Source organism: Kribbella voronezhensis, assembly GCF_004365175.1.
Lineage (GTDB): Bacteria > Actinomycetota > Actinomycetes > Propionibacteriales > Kribbellaceae > Kribbella > Kribbella voronezhensis.
This window is the reverse complement of record NZ_SOCE01000001.1, coordinates 2,315,751-2,334,092: the sequence shown is the minus strand read 5'-3', so window position 1 is coordinate 2,334,092 and position 18,342 is coordinate 2,315,751. Positions and strand designations below refer to the sequence as shown.

The 18,342-nt window shown below is 68.7% G+C and carries 15 protein-coding genes; 10 read left to right on the top strand and 5 right to left on the bottom strand.

Annotated features, from left to right (window positions below):
* Positions 1-33: 33 nt before the first annotated feature.
* The 3 genes from EV138_RS10480 to EV138_RS10470 all read left to right on the top strand — a co-directional run bounded on the left by EV138_RS10480 (position 34) and on the right by EV138_RS10470 (position 4,105).
* A complete protein-coding gene (locus EV138_RS10480) occupies positions 34-1,605 on the top strand; it encodes an N-acetylmuramoyl-L-alanine amidase (RefSeq protein WP_133978185.1) in 1,572 nt (523 codons plus the stop codon).
* Positions 1,602-2,825, top strand: a complete 1,224-nt coding sequence (locus tag EV138_RS10475) for a SpoIID/LytB domain-containing protein (protein WP_133978184.1) — start codon at positions 1,602-1,604, stop codon at positions 2,823-2,825. The genes EV138_RS10480 and EV138_RS10475 overlap by 4 nt, the downstream gene beginning before the upstream one ends.
* Before the next feature lie 110 nt (positions 2,826-2,935).
* The gene (locus tag EV138_RS10470; RefSeq protein ID WP_238158055.1) at positions 2,936-4,105 is read left to right on the top strand and encodes a glycoside hydrolase family 76 protein; all 1,170 of its coding nucleotides are present in this window, start codon (positions 2,936-2,938) and stop codon (positions 4,103-4,105) included.
* A 60-nt stretch (positions 4,106-4,165) separates the two neighbouring features.
* Here EV138_RS10470 and EV138_RS10465 read toward each other — a convergent pair whose 3' ends face one another.
* The 3 genes from EV138_RS10465 to EV138_RS10455 form a co-directional block, all read right to left on the bottom strand.
* Positions 4,166-5,050 carry a peptidylprolyl isomerase gene (locus EV138_RS10465; RefSeq protein WP_133978182.1) on the bottom strand — a complete coding sequence of 295 codons (885 nt, stop codon included), beginning with the start codon at positions 5,048-5,050 and terminating at the stop codon, positions 4,166-4,168.
* Positions 5,051-5,143: 93 nt separating this feature from the next.
* On the bottom strand, positions 5,144-6,913 hold the full coding sequence (locus EV138_RS10460; RefSeq protein WP_133978181.1) for an acetyl/propionyl/methylcrotonyl-CoA carboxylase subunit alpha: 1,770 nt from the start codon (positions 6,911-6,913) through the stop codon (positions 5,144-5,146).
* Between the two features lie 66 nt (positions 6,914-6,979).
* Positions 6,980-7,429: an Lrp/AsnC family transcriptional regulator gene (locus EV138_RS10455; protein ID WP_133978180.1), complete on the bottom strand. Its 450-nt coding sequence runs from the start codon at positions 7,427-7,429 to the stop codon at positions 6,980-6,982.
* 30 nt (positions 7,430-7,459) lie between these two features.
* Between EV138_RS10455 and EV138_RS10450 the strand changes: the two genes are divergently transcribed.
* From EV138_RS10450 to EV138_RS10440, 3 genes are all read left to right on the top strand, one after another.
* On the top strand, positions 7,460-8,380 hold the full coding sequence (locus EV138_RS10450; protein ID WP_133978179.1) for an SMP-30/gluconolactonase/LRE family protein: 921 nt from the start codon (positions 7,460-7,462) through the stop codon (positions 8,378-8,380).
* Between the two features lie 33 nt (positions 8,381-8,413).
* Positions 8,414-9,343, top strand: a complete 930-nt coding sequence (locus EV138_RS10445; RefSeq protein ID WP_133978178.1) for an SMP-30/gluconolactonase/LRE family protein — start codon at positions 8,414-8,416, stop codon at positions 9,341-9,343.
* 198 nt (positions 9,344-9,541) lie between these two features.
* On the top strand, positions 9,542-11,386 hold the full coding sequence (locus EV138_RS10440) for a hypothetical protein (protein ID WP_133978177.1): 1,845 nt from the start codon (positions 9,542-9,544) through the stop codon (positions 11,384-11,386).
* A gap of 63 nt (positions 11,387-11,449) precedes the next feature.
* On the opposite strand, the gene EV138_RS10435 is transcribed toward EV138_RS10440, so the two are convergent.
* On the bottom strand, positions 11,450-12,904 hold the full coding sequence (locus EV138_RS10435; protein WP_133978176.1) for an Nramp family divalent metal transporter: 1,455 nt from the start codon (positions 12,902-12,904) through the stop codon (positions 11,450-11,452).
* Positions 12,905-13,158: 254 nt separating this feature from the next.
* Between EV138_RS10435 and EV138_RS10430 the strand changes: the two genes are divergently transcribed.
* Both EV138_RS10430 and EV138_RS10425 read left to right on the top strand, forming a co-directional pair.
* Positions 13,159-13,569: a YciI family protein gene (locus tag EV138_RS10430; RefSeq protein WP_133978175.1), complete on the top strand. Its 411-nt coding sequence runs from the start codon at positions 13,159-13,161 to the stop codon at positions 13,567-13,569.
* Positions 13,569-14,783, top strand: coding sequence for an RNA polymerase sigma factor (locus tag EV138_RS10425; RefSeq protein WP_133978174.1), 1,215 nt, complete (start codon positions 13,569-13,571; stop codon positions 14,781-14,783). The genes EV138_RS10430 and EV138_RS10425 overlap by 1 nt, the downstream gene beginning before the upstream one ends.
* A 32-nt stretch (positions 14,784-14,815) precedes the next feature.
* Here the strand turns inward: EV138_RS10425 and EV138_RS10420 are convergent, their stop codons facing one another.
* Positions 14,816-15,514 carry a hypothetical protein gene (locus EV138_RS10420; RefSeq protein ID WP_166678547.1) on the bottom strand — a complete coding sequence of 233 codons (699 nt, stop codon included), beginning with the start codon at positions 15,512-15,514 and terminating at the stop codon, positions 14,816-14,818.
* Between the two features lie 163 nt (positions 15,515-15,677).
* Between EV138_RS10420 and EV138_RS10415 the strand changes: the two genes are divergently transcribed.
* Entirely contained in the window at positions 15,678-17,699 is a 2,022-nt protein-coding gene (locus EV138_RS10415) for a sensor histidine kinase (RefSeq protein ID WP_166678546.1), read from the top strand.
* On the top strand, positions 17,696-18,337 hold the full coding sequence (locus EV138_RS10410; RefSeq protein WP_133978171.1) for a response regulator transcription factor: 642 nt from the start codon (positions 17,696-17,698) through the stop codon (positions 18,335-18,337). Before EV138_RS10415 ends, EV138_RS10410 begins: the two co-directional genes overlap by 4 nt.
* Positions 18,338-18,342: the final 5 nt, after the last annotated feature.

Below are 18,342 nucleotides of genomic sequence, written 5' to 3'. Positions count from 1 at the left end.
ATCGATCACGCTGCCCGAGCACAGGGGTGACAGATGAGAACAACCCGACTCGCGGTGACCGTGGTGACAGGTCTGGCGCTGTTCGTGCCCAACCATTCGCAGGCCTTACCCAGAACCGGCCCGGCACCCGAAGCCACCGACCCGTCGTACCAGGAACTGCCACTGCGGCAGGGCTTCGGTACTACGTCCGCCGGCGCGACGAAGCCCTTCGGCATGGTCGGGGTCACCTGGCCGAGCCGGCCGGATTCGAGCCAGGTCGTTGCCAAGATCCGGGTCCAGCGCAACGGCGTGTGGTCGGACTGGGAACAGCTCCCGGTCGAGGACGAGCACGGGCCCGATCCCGCCGTCCCCGAAGGACAGGAACGCTCCGGCACCGATCCGATCTGGGTCGGCGACGCGAACGGCATCGACGCGTCCCTGACCACAAAGGACGGGACGACGATCGACGACGCGAAGATCGTGCTCATCCGGCCCGGCACCCTCACTGCCGACGCGAATCTGCCGAGCAGCCTGGCTGCCACCCGGACCGACGCGACCGCGCCGTACCCGGCGCCCGCAGTCATCGGCCGGCGTGGCTGGGGAGCCGACGAGCGGTTGCGCAGCCACAACGGAGCGGCCTGCGTGCGACCGAAGTACACCAGCACCGTGCAGGCGGCGTTCGTTCACCACACGGCCGATCGCAACAACTACACGCGGGCACAGGTCCCGGCGATGATCCGCGCGATGTACGCCTACCACGTGCGCAGCCGCGGCTGGTGCGACCTCGGCTACAACTTCCTCGTCGACCGCTTCGGCCGCATCTTCGAAGGCCGGTACGGCGGTACGCAGCTGCCCGTCCTCGGCGCGCACACCGGCGCGTTCAACGCCAACTCCTTCGGTGTCTCGCTGATCGGCAACTTCGAGAACGCGAAGCCGACCGCATCGATGCTGGAGGCAACGGCCCGGGTGATCGCCTGGAAACTCGATGCGAACTACCGCTCGCCGCAGGCCACCGTTGTGCTGGGCGGCAGCAGACTGCACACGGTCTCCGGCCACCGCGACACCAAGGCGACCGCGTGCCCGGGCAACAACCTCTACTCGCAACTCGGTTGGCTGAAGCAACGAGCCGACGTGTTGATGGGCCGTAGTGTGTCGACGGAGATCTACCGGTTCGCCCAGCAACTGGGCGGCTACCGCAGGATCGGTCAGCCGTTCTGGGGTGAACACCCGACCCGCACCGGCCGCGCCACGTACTTCGGCGCACGGGATCTCTACTGGTCGCCCGCGACCGGCGCGCACAGCGTCCAGGGAGGGTTCCGCGGCCGCTTCCGCGCCTATGGACCGGACGGCCTGCTCGGCATGCCGACAGCGGAACAGCGCAACGGCAAGCCCGCCGGCAGCCGGGCGCAGAACTTCCAGTACGGCGCGATCTACTGGTCCCCGCGCACCGGCATGCATGCCGTGAACGGCCTGATCTCCCGCAAGTACGGGGCTCTCGGCGCGGACCGGTCGCGCCTCGGCCTGCCGATCTCCGAACCGTTCCGGGTCGCCGGCGGCGTACAGCAGAAGTTCCAGCACGGCCGGCTCACCCTCAGCTTCCGCACCCAGAAGGTCTACGTCACATGAAGCGCGCTGTTCTGATTGTTCTTGTCGCCGCGACTCTGCCCACCGGTCTTGCCGTCGCCCGCGAAGCCGATCCAGCTGAGACCCAGGCGACCACGACGATCAGTGGCCGGGGCTTCGGGCACGGCCGCGGCATGTCGCAGTACGGTGCCCAGGGCGCTGCCATCGCGGGCAAGTCGGTCAAGCAGATCCTGGACTTCTACTACCCCGGTACGGCGGTCGGCAAGGCCACCGGGAACGTCCGGATCCGGCTCACGGCCGACACCACCGACGGGGTCCGGGTAGTTGCCACCGACAATCTCAAGGTGCGCGATCTGAAAGCCGGCAAGCTCTACACGTTGCCCAAGGCATCGACCAGGAACCAGTGGTCGATCGATCCGTCCGGTGACAGCGGCACCAAGGTGAGCTCGTTCGACTCGAAGAAGCGGGTCTGGACGCTGTGGCGGACGATGAAGGGGATGGCGCAGTTCGAGGGGCCGGCGGTCACCGCGCTCATCCTGCCGAGCGGCAGCCAGGCCCGCTATCGCGGCATCCTCCGTGCGATCGACACCAGCGGGCCCCATCTCGACACGGTCAACGTGCTGTCGCTGGAGACCTACCTGCGCGGCGTCGTACCGCGGGAAGCCTTGTACACCTGGCGTCCGGCGGCTCTGCAAGCCCAAGCGGTTGCCGCGCGCACCTATGCGGTCTACCACCGGAGGCGCTCGACGGAGCGTGCCTACGACCTGTGCGACACGATCCTCTGCCAGGTGTACGGCGGCTACAACTCGGAGGAGTCCTCGACCAACGCCGCGATCGCGGCGACCGCCGGTCAGATCCGGCTCTACAAGAGTGTGCCGATCATCGCGGAGTTCTCCTCGTCGAACGGCGGCGCGACCACTCCCGGCGACCTGGCGTACCAGGTGCAGAAGGTGGACACCTGGGACGCCTACCCGGGCAACCGGAACCCGAACGCGAGCTGGACGGTCACCAGGCCGACCTCGCAGGTCCAGGCGGCCTTCGGCGTCGGCGTCCTGCGCAGTCTCAAGGTGACGGCGCGGACCGGCGTCGGTCCCGGCGGCGGCCGGGTGCTGCGGGTCGAGGCCGTCGGCGTCAACGGCCAGAAGAAGGCGATGACCGGCGATCAGCTCCGGTCGAGACTGCGGCTCCGGTCGGCCTGGTTCAGCTTCGTGCCGGCGCCGGCGAGCGCTCTTGATATATCAAGCGATCAGGAAACCCGCTGACGCTGAAGCATTGACGCCGAATCCCTGCGCCGGTTAGAACGTGACATCGATGTCAACCGCAGCCGCCCAGGAGGAGCAAGTCGATGCGCAGGAAATTTGGTATATCAACCATGAGGATCGCCGGTGGGGTACTGGCGGTCTCGATGCTCGCTGCGCTGCACGCCCCTGCAGCCGGTGCGGCCGTCACCAACGGCCCGGCCGCGACCGAGACGGCCGGTCACTTGCCTAACCCGGCCGCCCGGGCCGCGGCGTCGTACCAGGCCCTGACCAAGTACTTCGAGGCCGGCCACAACCTGTTGCTGGAGGAGTACCCGAACACCCAGCAGAACGCCTACTCCTACGTCTGGCCGTACTCGCAGGCCGCGGTCGCCGCCGAGGACCTGGCCGGTATCCCGGGCGCGGGCCGCAAGGCGTCGGCGGAGGCCGAGCGCAGGCTGGCCGGGTATCAGCCGTACTGGAACGACACCACCACGCCCAAGGGCTACGACTCCTACGTCCGCCCGCCGCTGGGCGGTGGTGGCGACAAGTTCTACGACGACAACGAGTGGATCGGCCTCAACCTGATCCAGCACTACCAGCGGACTGGTGACCGCTCGTCGCTGAACCGGGCGAAGGAGATCTTCGCGCTCGTCGTGCACGGCTGGGACACCGACCCGACGCACCCGTGCGCGGGCGGCGTCTACTGGACCCAGGCGCCCTGGAGCCAGGACCGCAACACCATCTCCAACGGCCCCGGTGCCGAACTCGGCGCTCACCTCTACCTGCTCACCAGGGACAAGTCCTACCTGACCGAGGCGAAGCGGATGTACGCGTGGGCCCAGCAGTGCATGCTGGCACCGAACGGCCTGTACTACGACCACATCGACCTCGCCGGTAACGTCGAGAAGACCCAGTGGAGCTACAACCAGGGCGTCATGCTCGGCGCCGGAGCCCTGCTCTACAAGGCGACCCACGACCGCAAGTACCTCGATGACGCCAAGTCGCTCGCGAAGGCGTCGCTCGCGTTCTACGGCGCCGAGGACCGGCTCTGGAAGCAGCCGACGAGGTTCAACTCGATCTACTTCAAGAACCTGCTGATCCTCGACTCGATCTCGCACGACCCGAGCTACAAGGCCACCATGCAGGCGTACACCGAGCGCGCCTGGAAGGAGGTCCGCGACCCGGCCACCGGCCTGTTCCACTTCGCCGACGGACCGGTCCTGCTGCTCGAGCAGTCGGCCATGGTCCAGATCGACGCACTGCTGGCCTGGCCCCGTTCGCGGTACGACGAACTCGCCTGACCCCGCAACGCACAAGCGGCCCGCTCCCGGAAGGGGGCGGGCCGCTTGCCGTCAGGCAGCTCAGGCTGCCGCGGTAGCGCTCTTGATCTCCACCGGGGTGTACGGCGCGCCGTCGGTCGGGCCGCCCTGCGGAGAAGGAACGACACCGGCGTTCGCGACCTTGTCGATCGCCTTGAGCCCGGCCTCGTCGACGGTGCCGAACGCCGTGTACGCCGGGGTGAGCGCCGACGCATCGCCGTACACGATGAAGAACTGACTGCCGTTGGTGTTCGGGCCGGCGTTCGCCATCGCCAGGATGCCGCGGCCGTACTTCAGTTGCGGGTAGACCTCGTCGTTGAAGCTGTAGCCCGGGCCGCCGGAGCCGCTGCCGGACGGGTCGCCGCACTGCAGCACCTGAAGGCCGGCGCCGACGGTGAGCCGGTGGCACTTGGTGTTGTCGAAGTACTTCTGGCCGACCAGGTTGAGGAAGCTCTTCACCGTGCAAGGAGCCAGCGCGCTGTCCAGCTTGAGGTGCAGGTCGCCGATCGAGGTGCCGAGCGTGACCTTCGACGTACCGCTGGCCTTGACCTTGCCGTTGGCGGGCGCGTTCACCGGCTTGCTGGCCGGTTCGGTCGACTTCTTGTAGCTGCAGTCGACCTCGGAGGCGAGCGGCGTGGTCCGCTGGGGAGCGGCGGCCAGCGCGGTCGGGATCGACTTCGGCTTGTTCTCCGCCCCCGGTGCCGAGGGGGCGGTCGACGACGGCGACGGCGTGTCGCCGGCGGCCGGAGTGTCCTTGTCGTTGGTGCCCAGGGCCACGAAGAGACCGACGATCACGACGACCACGGCGACGATGGCCGTGATCGTCACAGTCAGCATCCGCCGCTGGCGACGGCGTTCGGCATCACGCTCGGCCTGACGCTGCGCCTTGCGCTGTGCGAGCTGCTGCTGATGGGTCTTCTTGGACATGCAGAGTTCTCCCTCACCGAACCGAGCGCGGCAATCCTGGGGGGAACTTACAGCGTTTCCCTGAGAACTCGCTGTGTGGGCGCCGAGAAGTTGTCAGTCCTTGATCTCGCAGATCGCGGCGCCGGCGGCCACCGTCGCGCCGACCTCGGCGGACAGGCCGGTCACGGTGCCCGCCTTGTGCGCGTTCAGCGGCTGCTCCATCTTCATCGCCTCGAGGACGACGATCAGGTCGCCCGCGGCGACGGTCGCGCCCTCCTCGACGGCGATCTTGACGATGGTGCCCTGCATCGGCGAGGTCAGCGAGTCGCCCGACGTGGCGCCGCCCTTGCTGCTGCCACCGGAGCGCTTGGCCGGCTTCTTCTTCGCCGTACCGGAGGCCGCGGCGGATGCGCCGAGACCGGCCGGCAGGACCACCTCGAGCCGCTTGCCGCCGACCTCGACGGTGACCTTCTCCCGCTCGTCCGGCTCGGCGCCCTCGGCGACCCCGTCGTACGGCGGGATCTGGTTGTCGAACTCGGTCTCGATCCAGCGGGTGTGCACCTTGAAGCCGTCGGCACCGGTGAACGCCGGGTCGCTGACCACGGCCGCGTGGAACGGAATCGCGCTCGGCATCCCACCGACGACGAACTCCTTCAGTGCGCGGCGGGACCGCTCCAGCGCCTGGGTCCGGTCCCGGCCGGACACGATCAGCTTCGCCACCAGCGAGTCGAACGCGCCGGGCACGGTCTCACCCTGGTCGTAGCCGCCGTCGAGCCGGATGCCCGGGCCGGACGGCGCGTGCCACCGGGTCAGGGTGCCCGGGGCGGGCAGGAAGCCGCGGCCCGGGTCCTCGGCGTTGATCCGGAACTCGATCGAGTGCCCGGAGATCTCCGGGTCGTCGTACCCGAGCTCCTCGCCGTCGGCGATCCGGAACATCTCGCGGACCAGGTCGATGCCGGTGACCTCTTCGCTGACCGGGTGCTCGACCTGAAGCCGGGTGTTCACCTCGAGGAACGAGATCAGGCCGTCCTGGCCGATCAGGAACTCGCAGGTCCCGGCGCCGACGTAGCCGGCCTCGCGCAGGATCGCCTTGGACGACGTGTAGAGGATCTCCCGCTGCTCCGGCGTGATGAACGGCGCGGGCGCTTCCTCGACGAGCTTCTGGTACCGGCGCTGCAGCGAGCAGTCGCGGGTGGAGATCACCACGACGTTGCCATGGGCATCGGCCAGGCACTGGGTCTCGACGTGCCGCGGCTTGTCCAGGTACCGCTCCACGAAGCACTCGCCGCGACCGAAGGCGCTGATCGCCTCGCGGGTCGCGGACTCGAACAGCTCGGGCACCTCTTCCATGGTGCGCGCGACCTTCATCCCGCGCCCACCACCGCCGTACGCCGCCTTGATCGCGATCGGCAGTCCGTACTCCGTGGCGAAGGCGACCACCTCGTCCGCGTCGGCGACCGGGTTCGGCGTACCGGGGACCTGCGGGGCGCCGACCTTCTCGGCGATGTGCCGGGCCTTCACCTTGTCGCCGAGCGAGTCGATCGCGGCCGGCGGCGGGCCGATCCAGATCAGCCCGGCGTCGATGACGGCCTGGGCGAACTCGGCGTTCTCGGCCAGGAAGCCGTAGCCGGGGTGCACCGCGTCCGCGCCGGAGCGGGCCGCGACGTCGAGGATCTTGGCGATGTTCAGGTAGGAGTCCGCCGGGGTCGCACCGTCCAGCGAGTAGGCCTCGTCGGCGAGCCGGACGAACAGCGCGTCCCGGTCGGGGTCGGCGTACACGGCGACACTGCCCAGGCCGGCGTCGGCGGCGGCACGGACCACCCGGACGGCGATCTCGCCCCGGTTCGCGACCAGTACCTTGGTGATGCGCTTGCTGTCAGACACAGCTGAACTCCCTTCGGCGAGCCCGAGTCTAGGGTGAAGTCAGCTTCTCCAGTGACAGGTTGTTGATCACATCACCGTCGGCGGCCGCTCGAAGAACGACTCCAGCACGACGACTGTCTGAGTGCTGGTCACACCGTCCACCTGATGGAGCGCGCGCAGGGTGGCCTGCAGCGCTTCGGTGCTGGTGGTTCGCACCTTGACGAGCACCGAGGCAGGCCCGGCGATGATGTGCGCCTCCTCGACGGCGGTGATGTCGCGCAGCGCCTGCCGGGTCGAGTCGTCACCCATCCAGGCGTCGGTGTCGAGCAACACGTAAGCCAGTACGCCCGTGCCGAGTGCGGCCGGATCGACCTCGATCGTGGTCCGGCGGATCACGCCGGCCGCCTTGAGCTTGCGGACCCGCTCGTGAGCGGCTCCGGCGGAGAGTCCGACGGCCTGCCCGAGCGCGGCGTACGACTGGGTCGCGTCTTTCTGCAGTTCGGCGAGAAGACGGCGATCTATCTCATCTATGGTCATCTTGGCCTTTGACTGAATATCATCTGGTGAATGACGACTCTAGCAGAACGAATGAAGGTTCAGTTCGAACAACTCGACAAGCGGTTCGGCGAGGTGGCGCGCGGCGACGAGTACCTGGAGTGCCTGTACGACGGGGGCCGGTGGCTCGAAGGGCCCGTCTACTCACCGGCCTGGCGGTGCTTGTTGTTCAGCGACATCCCGAACGACCGGGTGCTGCGCTGGGACGAAGTCTCCGGCGACGTGACGGTCTTCCGTCAGCCGGCCGGCAACAGCAACGGCCACACGCTGGACGGTCAGGGCCGGCTGATCAGTTGTGAGCAAGGCCATCGCCGGGTCACCCGGACCGAGTTCGACGGTTCGATCACCGTGCTCGCCTCGCACCTGGACGGCCAACAGCTGAACAGCCCGAACGACGTGGTGGTGAAGCGGGACGGCTCGATCTGGTTCACCGACCCGCCGTACGGGATCACCTCCAACTACGAGGGTCGTGCGGCGGAGCAGGAGATCGATGGTTGCCACGTCTACCGGATCTCGCCGGACGGTGAGCTGACCGTGGTCGCCGACGACTTCGTCCGGCCGAACGGGCTGGCCTTCTCGCTCGACGAGTCCCAGTTGTATGTCGTCGACACTCCGGAGCGGCACATCCGCCGGTTCGACGTGAAGGACGACGGGCGGCTGAGTGGTGGCGAGGTGTTCGCGCCCTGCGAGGCCGGGATGTTCGACGGGATCCGGCTGGACGCGGTGGGCCGGATCTGGGCGGCGGCCCACGACGGTGTGCACTGCTTCGATCCGGACGGCACGCTGCTCGGCAAGGTGCTGTTCCCGGACGTGGTGTCGAACCTGTGCTTCGGCGGACCGAAGCGGAACCGGTTGTTCGTCACCGCGACCACGTCGGTCTACTCGTGGCTGCTCACGACGGACGGGGCGCCGCAGCCGTACGATCACCGGTGACAACGTCGGTCCTGATCGTCGGAGGAGTAGCGGATGACCTTGCTCGAGCCGTTGGCCGGAAGTGTTCCCGCGGTCTGGGAGAAGCTGGACGACCGGTTCGCCGGGATCCGCGGTGACAGCCGGCTCGAGCGGTTGTGGACCGGCGGGCGCTGGCTGGAAGGACCGGTGTACTCACCGGCGGGGCGGTACGTGCTGTTCAGTGACATCCCGAGCGACCGGATCCTGCGCTGGGACGAGACGTCGTACCAGGTTTCGGAGTACCGGCATCCGGCCGGCAACACCAACGGGCACACGCTCGATGCCGAGGGCCGGCTGGTCAGTTGCGAGCACGGGAACCGCCGGGTGACCCGAACCGAGCACGACGGATCGATCCGGGTCCTGGCCGACCGGCACGACGGCCACCGGCTGAACAGCCCGAACGACGTGGTTGCCCGGGCGGACGGATCGATCTGGTTCACCGACCCGGCGTACGGGATCGACAGCGACTACGAGGGTTTCTCCGGTGAGATCGAGACAGGTGGTTGCCATGTCTACCGAATCTCACCGGACGGTGTGCTGACGGTCGTCGCCGACGACTTCAACCGGCCGAACGGGCTGGCCTTCTCCAACGACGGCAGCCTGCTCTACGTCACCGACACCGAGGAGGCGACCATCCGCGTCTTCACGGTCTCCGGCGACTCGCTGTCCGGCGGCGAGTTGTTCGCCGAGTGCGGGAACGGCGCGTTCGACGGCATCCGGCTCGACAACCAGGGCCGGATCTGGGGCGCGGCGGCGGACGGGGTGCACGTCTACCACCCCGACGGCAGCCTGCTCGGCAAACTCCTGGTCCCCGAGACCGTCGCCAACCTCTGCTTCGGCGGCGCCAAGCGCAACCGCCTCTTCCTCACCGCCACCACCTCCCTCTACTCCCTCTTCACCACGGTCAACGGCGGCCCCGAGCCGTACGACGCCGCCGCTACGTGACGTAATCGGTCACTGCGTGTGTCCGCTCGGTCGCTGGTTCGGTCTCTCCGGGGGTTCGCTGAGATCCCTTGTGGGCAAGGGATCTCAAGGCTCTTGACAGCGCCGGTTACGCAGCGCACAGTCGAGCTGACCGTCGACTGAGCTACGCAGAGTGGTCAGCGGCGGATGTTTTCATTTTCCACGGGGGGAAATTCCGTCATGTCTCATCCAGTTCTGCCTGCGTTCCTGCGGGCGATCGGCCGGGTCACCGTGATCGGCGCCTTGGTGGCGGTGCCGTTCCTGGTCGGCGCGAACGCGTCGACCGCCGCTCCGGCCGCCGTCACGCACGCGATCTCCAGCACGACCAACGTGACCGCGCCGTCCGGCAACGGCGGCTGTCTCAACGGACCGCCCGACGCCGTCAACTGCAATCTGTACAGCAGCAAGGAAGACGTCTGGCTGAGCGGCCTACCGAACGCGGCCGCACTCGGCGACGGAACGTACTTCTTCGCGGTCCTGGTACCGGGCGGACAACTCGATCCCAACGACGGCGGTACGGCGAATCTCTCCGACGAGCCGGGTGGCGACGCCGCCACCAACCGGACCTTCAGCATCACCAACGGCACCATCGCGTACGCCGGCAGCCACGGTTTCTCCGGCAACGAGGTCCAGCTGTTCCCGTACGACGACACCACCAACCCTGGTGGCGTCTACATCCTTGCCGTCTGCAAGGTCTCCGCGAGCCCGGTGCTGCCGAGCGACTGCAAGTACGACGCGTTCAAGGTGCAGGCGGGTGCGACCAGCGCCGGCGATCTCATCGTCACGAAGGACGCCGCCGGTTCCTACGACACGACGTACGGCTGGACGATCGGCAAGAGCGTCGACAAGACCAGGGTCGAGCAGATCGGCGGGTCCGCGACCTTCAACTACACGGTGACTGTGGGCCATGACGCCGGGGTCAACAGCAACGTGCACGTGACTGGCGCGATCGACGTCTTCAACCCCAACGCCGGATCGGTCAGCGGGGTCGGTGTGACCGACGTCCTGTCTGACGGAACGGTCTGCACCGTCAATGCCGGCTCGGCCACCAACCTGACCGTTGCCTCAGGCGACAATTTCTACGCCTACAGCTGCGACCTCTCGGCGACTCCGCAAGGCCGGCTGGACAACACCGCGACGGCCACCTGGCCGGAGCAGGCGGTGGATCCCGACGGCGCGCTGGCGGCCGGCAACGCCGACTTCGTCTTCAGTGACATCGCCTTCGCGCAGACCTTGATCGACAACTGCGTCAACGTCACCGATACCTACGCAGGGGCCCTCGGCGCGGTTTGTGCCGGCGATGCCAACCCGACGAGCTTCAACTACAGCCGGGTCATCGCCGTACCGGCGTACGACTGCGTTGCCTACGACAACACCGCGACCTTCACCACCAACACGACCGGGACGACCGGATCGGCCAGTGCCCGGGTCACGGTGTGCGGGCCGGCCAAGACCGGTGCGCTCACGATCGGCTTCTGGCAGAACAAGAACGGCCAGGGCATCATCACCGGCGGGGCGAAGACCGGGACGGTCTGCAACTCCGGCACCTGGTTGCGCCAGTACGCGCCGTTCCAGGATCTCAGCTCGACGGCCACCTGCGCCGCGGTCGGCACCTACGTCACGAACGTGATCAAGGCCGCCAACTGCTCGGGCAGCACCTGTAACGCGATGCTGAAGCCGCAGATGCTGGCCACCGCGCTCGACGTCTACTTCAGCAATCCGGCGCTGGGGGGCAACCAGATCAAGGCGCCCGCTCCGATCGGTGCCGTGAAGATCGACCTGACGAAGATCTGCAAGATGATCGACGGATCGGGCGGGGCCGCCAGTTGCGCGGGCAGCTACGAGAACACGAGTGCCGCCTTCGGCGGATCCGCTGCCCTGACGGTTCAGCAGATGCTGACCTTCGCCGCGAGTCAGTCGAACGTCGGCGGCACGGTTTGGTACGGACAGGTCAAGGCGACCCAGGTAGTGGCCAAGGACGCCTTCGACGCGGTCAACAACCAGGTGGCGTTCAGAGCACCGTGACCTGGTGAAGGACGGCAGAGCGGTGGCGGGCGGACGGGCCCACCACCGCTCCGCTCCTCTCGATCAGAAGTTGCTCTTGACCTGGTCGATGATCGTGAAGACGGCCAGGGCGCCGAAGGCGAGGAAGCCGAACAGCATCACGGCGGTGCGCAGCGGGGTGATCCGGATCGATCGCGGCAGCGCGCGCGAGTTCATCCACCAGAGCAGGCCGGAGTACACGAACATCATCGTGCCCGCGGTGCACGCCGAGATCACCAGCAGTACCAGCGGCTGGGTCAGCCCGGCCAGCAGCACCAGGATGCCGAAGGCAACGAGTCCCCAGACCAGCCAGAAGTAGAGCTTGGACTCGGTCACCTTCGAGGTGCGCAGGTAGCGCGACTTGATCATGTCCGAGGCCAGTCGGGAGGTGTAGTCGACGATCCCGGCCGCCGCCGCGAACAGCGAGAACGCGCCGATCGCCCAGAACAGGTAGCCGAACCAGCCGCCCACCAGGGACTGCAGGGTGACGCCCTCGATCTTGAGGAAGCTGATCTTGTTCTGCACCGCGGGATTCCCGAACAAGGTGGCGTGCGCCAGCATCGAGGTGAAGATGATCGTCACCACGGTGATCCCGACGAACGTCATCGCCTGTTCGAGGTTCGCGAACTTCCACCAGCGCCGCCAGCGGGCCAGGTTCGCCTGGTCGGGCGGGAAGGTGTAGCCGTTCGCCGTCGGGTCCGCCTCCTCCTCGCCGGTCACCGGTGAGGTCAGTCGCGGGACGTGGACGCCCATCCCGAAGCCCTTGTCCCGGATCCAGTTGCTCTGGCACAGGTTCTGCCCGCCGCCGGCTCCGGCGTACGCGATCGCGCCCATCATCAAGGCGAAGCCGAGCTGGTCGACCGGGAACTGCGGCTGGGTGACGGCATCGCCGAGGGCGCTGTAGGTCTTGCCGCGGATCGCGAAGATCAGCGCCAGGACGACCAGCAGCGCGACGGCCGCGATCTTGACGAAGATCAGCCGCTCGAGCATCACGTAGACCACCGGCGCCAGTGTCAGGATCGCGCCGATCACCAGCAGGATGCCGATCGCGATCCAGCGCGGGTCGCCCGCGCCGAACAGGTAGGTGAGCATCGAGGCGGAACTGGTCGCCCAGCCCGGCCAGAGGTTCGCGAAGTACGTCATGATCGCGAAGAACAGGCCCCAGTGCTTGCCGAACCGGTTGAAGCCGGTCAGCGCCGTCTCGCCGGTGGCCAGCGTGTACCGCTCGATCTCCATGTTCAGGAACCACTGGACGACGACGCCGACGACGGCGCCCCAGAGAAAGACCAGGCCCACCTGGGACGAGATGTAGGGCCAGAGGATGAACTCGCCGGACGCCAGCCCGACGCCGGCGCCGACCATGCCCGGTCCGACGATCCGCCAGGTCTGGCTCGGCGGTTCGGGCAGGTCCCGGACCTGCGGTGCGGGCAGGTTCTTGGTCGGCAGGTTGAAGCTTTCGCGAGCTGAACTGCTGTGATCCGTTGATCTGGTGTCTGCCATGGGCTCCTCGCTCCCGGTCGACCCCCGCTTCGGACCCTAGCGAACCGCCGCCACGCAGGCGACCCGACGCCCGTGTCCGCGTGGCCGCCGCGGGCAGGAGTGCGACGATGCCGCCGCGGGCGGAGCTGCGACGATGATCGGCAGGGCGTCCGCGAACGGCCGAAGATTCTCCGCCGCCGTGTCGATCCGCGGGCCGCTCGTTCGACCAGGGGGTGCGAGGCCGAGAGCCGGCCCCGCCGGATGAGGAGACCACGATGCCGAAGTACATGCTGATCATGCGGGGGACCGACGAGTCGAACGCTGCCGTCCGGAGCGGATTCGAGGAGCTGGCGGCCTCGACGTACAAGTACATCGAGGACCTGGTGAAGGCCGGTGTCTTCGTCGAGGCCGCCGGGCTGGACGAGCCGGATCAGAGCGTGGTGGTCGACTTCAGCGGCCAGACCCCGGTGGTCACCGACGGGCCGTACGGCGAGACCAAGGAACTGTTCGGCGGCTACTTCCTGCTGGACGTCGCCTCGAAGCAGGAGGCGGTCGAGTGGGCCCAGCGGATGCCCGCGGTGACCGGGTCCAAGGTCGAGATCCGGCGGGTGGCCGGCGACGACGAGCGCCCGCCGGAGACCGCGGAGCCGGCCGGGACCGCGAGCGAGAGCAGCGGCCGGGGCTGATGGGACCGGCCGAGGTCGAAGCCGTCTGGCGGATCGAGTCGGCGCGGATCGTTGCCGCGCTGACCCGCTTCACCGGTGACTTCGGGCTGGCCGAGGAGGCGGCCCAGGAGGCGGTGGCCGAGGCGCTGGTGGCGTGGCCGCTCGCGGCTCCGGACAGTCCGGCCGGCTGGCTGATGGCCACGGCCCGGCGACGCGCCATCGACGCGATCCGCCGGCGAGCCGCGCTGAAGGACCGGCACGCCTTGCTGGCGGTCGATCCGGTGGTCAACGAGGACGTCGACCCCGACCGGATCGACGACGACATCCTGGCGCTGATGTTCATCAGCTGCCACCCGGTGCTCTCGCCCGAGGCGCGGGTGGCGCTGACGCTGCGCGTGGTGGGCGGTCTGTCCACCGAGGAGATCGCCCGCGCGTTCCTGGTTTCGGTGCCGACCGTGCAGGCCCGCATCACCCGCGCGAAGAAGACGATCGCGGCGGCCGGGGTGCCGTTCGAGCTGCCGGCGGCCGGTGAGCGCCGGGACCGGCTGGGCGGCGTACTCAGCGTCCTCTACGTGATCTTCACCGAGGGCTCGACGGCGACCTCGGGTGACCGGCTGCTGCGTCCCGATGTTGCCTACGAGGCGATCCGGCTGGCCCGCACCCTGGCCGCGCTGCAGCCGGACGAACCGGAGGTGCACGGCCTGTTGGCGTTGTGCGAGCTGACGGCCGCGCGCTTCCCGGCCCGGACCGCACCGGACGGTTCGGCGGTCCTGCTCGAGGACCAGGACCGGCGACGATGGGACCACTCGGCGATCCGCCGTGGACTGGCGTCGCTGGTCAAAGCCTCGAGTCGCGGCCTCGGACCCTACGGACTGCAAGCCGCGATCGCCGCAGCCCACGCGACGGCGCCTTCGGTCGAGGCCACCGACTGGGACCGGATCGTGGTGCTCTACGAGGCGCTCGGCCGGGTCGCGCCCTCGCCCGTGGTCGAGCTCAACCGGGCCGTCGCCGTCGCGATGGCCTCAGGTCCGGCGCAGGCGCTGGCGATCGTCGACGAGCTGGTTGCCCTGGACCGACTGCCCGGTTCGCATCTGCTTCCGACGGTCCGCGGGGAGCTCCTGGTCCGGCTCGGACGGCGATCCGAGGCGCGGGCCGAGCTGGAGTTGGCCGCCCGGTTGTGCCCGAACCAGCGCGAACGCTCGGTGCTGCTGCACAAGGCGGCCGAGCTGGAGTGACTCTCCAGCTCGGACCGCCGAGCGGGTCCGGCTCAGTAGCCGAGTGGTGGTAGGTCGAAGGCGTCGTTCGAGCTGCGCAGCAAGGCGATCGACGCTCCGGCGAAACCGATCGCGGCGACGATCAGACCGGCGCCGGCGGCGATGTGACCGGGCATGAAGGGGTGGGTGAAACCACCGACGGCCAGCGCGATCCCCATCCAGGCCGGCGCGACCCGGCTGCGCCACAACGCGATCCCGAGCAGCAGCAGGCCGAAGGTGATGGCGAGGATGAACAGCAGTCCGCCGATCATCTCGGTCGGTTGCTTCTCCGCCGCGTCCGCGAACTTCGCCATCGTCGCGGCATCCAGTCCGTCGTGGACGACCAGGTACTCCGGTCCGACCACCCCTGGCAGCAGGAAGAACCCGGCGCTGATCCCGCCCACCGCGAGCAGTCCGCCGGCGGTGGCCAGCCGGGGCGCCGTACGCCGTGCTGCCCAGGCTGCCGCGAACATCGCCGGAATCAGCAGGAAGAACGGCACCTGCAGCCACTGCATCAGCTGGAAGCGCCCCGGATCCGCGGTGACGGCGGCGAGCGTGGTCGCAAAAGGCGCGTCCCCGTCGACGGGGCTGAGCAGGTAGTACAGGCCCATGAACAGCATCGGCAACGGTGCGGCCACGGCGAGAAGCACTCGCCAGAATCCCCGGACGTCGCGCACTGCCTTGGTCTTGGTCTTCACTGTGGTATCGGACATGGCCGGCTCCTCGAGCAGGAAAGCGATGGTGTCCGGATCAGCGTCGGCCGCGGTCGCCCCCGACCGGCAGGTGCGCGGCCCATGGCTGACGGGAGAAACCTTCCTGGGTGATCCAGGGGTGCGCCCCTACGCGATCGTGGGTCGCCGGGCTGATGATGAGCAGATGAGGGAGGCGATCAGCACCGGCAGGCGCCGTACGGGGGATCTCCGTACTGCGGCGTCGGTGCTGTTGGCGGTCGCGCTGGTCGAGGTCGCCGGCACTGTGGTGGCTTCGGCGGCCTCCGATTTGAGCTGGGCCCGCCTCGCCGACCTGTTCGTGGTCTCGAACGCTGCCATCGGCTTGGCGCTCGCGTTGGCCGGGTGGCCGATCGCCTACTACCGCCCGCGGAACTTGGTCGGCTGGTCGTTGTTGCTCGGGGGTTGCTTCTACGGCTCGACAGCGACCGGTCTGAGCATCCTGGCCTGGCTGGGGGAACCAACCGTTGCTTGGCGGGTGTTCGCGACGATCACCAACGCCGGCTGGAGTCCGGCGCTAGCGTTCTTCATCCCGTTGTCGCTGGTGCTGTTCCCGGACGGAAGGTTGCCGAGCCGCCGCTGGCGATGGCTGGTGGTCGGCCTGGTGGTCAACGCCCTGATCTGGACTGCCGCCGCGGTGCTGGATCCGCTGGGCGGCCTCACCGCGGAGATCGGCATCCCGGGGTACCCGGCCCGGTCGGACCTCGACCGACTCGAGGCCCTCGGCGCCATTGGTGGCGTCGGCCTGGTGATCAGCTTTCTCGCCGCTCTGGTGGCGCTCGTACTGCGCTACCGCCGTGGCGCGGAGCAGATCCGCCGGCAGATCCTCTGGTTGTTGCTCGCTCTCCTCATCATCGTTGCCTGCTTCGGACTGGAGAACCTCTCCGGCTCGGAGTCGCTGCTGTTCGGCGTACTGCCGATCCTGCTGATCCCGCTGGCGATCGCGATCGCCGTCCTGCGGTACCAATTGCTCGACATCCGCCTGGCGGTCTCGCGATCCGTCCTCTATCTGTTGCTGACCAGCGGTGTCGTGGCGGGCTACATCGGCTTGATCGCGCTGCTCGACCGGACCGTACGCCGGGAGGTGTCGCTCAACTCCTCGGTGGTCGCCACGCTGGTGATCGCGCTGGCCTTCAACCCCGCCAGGGTCTGGCTCCAGCGTCTGATCCACCGGGCCTTCTACGGTGCCCGCAAGGACCCGGTCCGCGCGATCGCCGAGGTCGGGGCGCAGATCGGCGCAGCCGGCGGGCTGACCGGCGTACTGGCGGCGCTGTGCCGGGTGATGCGGTTCCCGGCAGCCGTGATCATTGTCGATGGCAACGAATTGGCGACGTACGGCGAACTGCCGGCGGCCCGGCACGCCATCGAGCTGCGGTCGGGGCAGGACCGGCTCGGTGAACTCGTGATCGGTTTGCGGTACGGCGAGTCGAGTCTGGACCAGGCCGACGAGCAGGTGCTGACGTTGCTCGCGGCCCCGTTGGCGGTCGCCGTACAGGCTCGCGGGCTGGCCGACGAGTTGCGGGACTCCAGGGAACGGATCATCACCGGCCGGGAGGAGGAGCGGCGACGGATGCGGCGCGATCTGCACGACGGGCTGGGTCCGGTACTGACGGCCGTGGTGCTGAACGCGGACGCGGCCCGCCGGCTGATCGAGACCGAGCCGGAGCGGAGTGCGGTGCTGCTCGCGGACCTGCGCGACCAGACGATCGGCGCGATCGAGGAGATCCGCCGGCTCGTCTACGCACTGCGGCCGCCGGCGCTCGACGGGCTCGGTCTGCTCGGGGCGCTGCGCGAGTACGCCGCGATGGCGACCCACCGCGCCGACGGGACCGCGTTGAGCGTGACGGTCGATGCCCCGCTGACCCTGGCCGAGTTACCCGCCGCGGTCGAGGTGGCCACCTACCGGATCGCCACCGAGGCGCTCACCAACGTGATCCGGCACTCCAGCGCGACGGCCGCCGCCGTACGGCTTACTGTCGAGACGGACGTACTGCGGCTGGGCGTCTGCGACAACGGCGTGAGTGCGGAGTCCGGGTGGCAGCCGGGCATCGGGCTCACCTCGATGAAGGAGCGGGCGGCCGAGCTCGGTGGGCAGTGCGAGATCTGGTACGGCCCGGCCGGGTGCACGGTGGACGTCGTACTACCGCTGGCGGAGGGGGCTCGTCGATGAACGTGCGGATCGTGGTCGCGGACGATCACGGCATCGTCCGGGAGGGGCTGGGCGCACTGCTCTCGGCGCACCACGGCTACGAGTTGGTCGGTACGGCGGCGACCGGCGCCGAGGCCGTCCGGGCGGCGGTGACACTGCGCCCCGATGTCCTCGTGATGGACATCCAGATGCCGGATCTGACCGGCATCGAGGCGACCCGGGAGATCGCGAAGGCCGCGCCGGAGGTGGCGGTGCTGATGCTGACCATGTTCGACGACGACGAGTCGGTGTTCGCGGCGATGCGGGCCGGGGCGCGCGGCTACGTGCTGAAGGGAGCCGCGCCGGACAACGTGATCCGCGCGATCGCCGCGGTCAGCGCGGGGGAGGCGATCTTCGGACCCGGCGTCGCGCGGCGGGCACTGTCGTACCTGTCCGGGCCGAGGCCGGATCAGCCCGCGTTCCCGGAACTCACGCCGCGCGAGCGGGAGGTCCTCGACCTGATCGCCTCCGGGCTCGGCAATGCCGCGATCGCCGGCCGGCTCGGGCTCGCGCCCGCGACGGTCGGCAACCACATCACCAACATCTTCGCCAAGCTCCAGGTGGCGGGCCGCGCCGAAGCCATCATCCGCGCCCGGACGGCCGGTTTGGGCGAGGGCTGACCTGC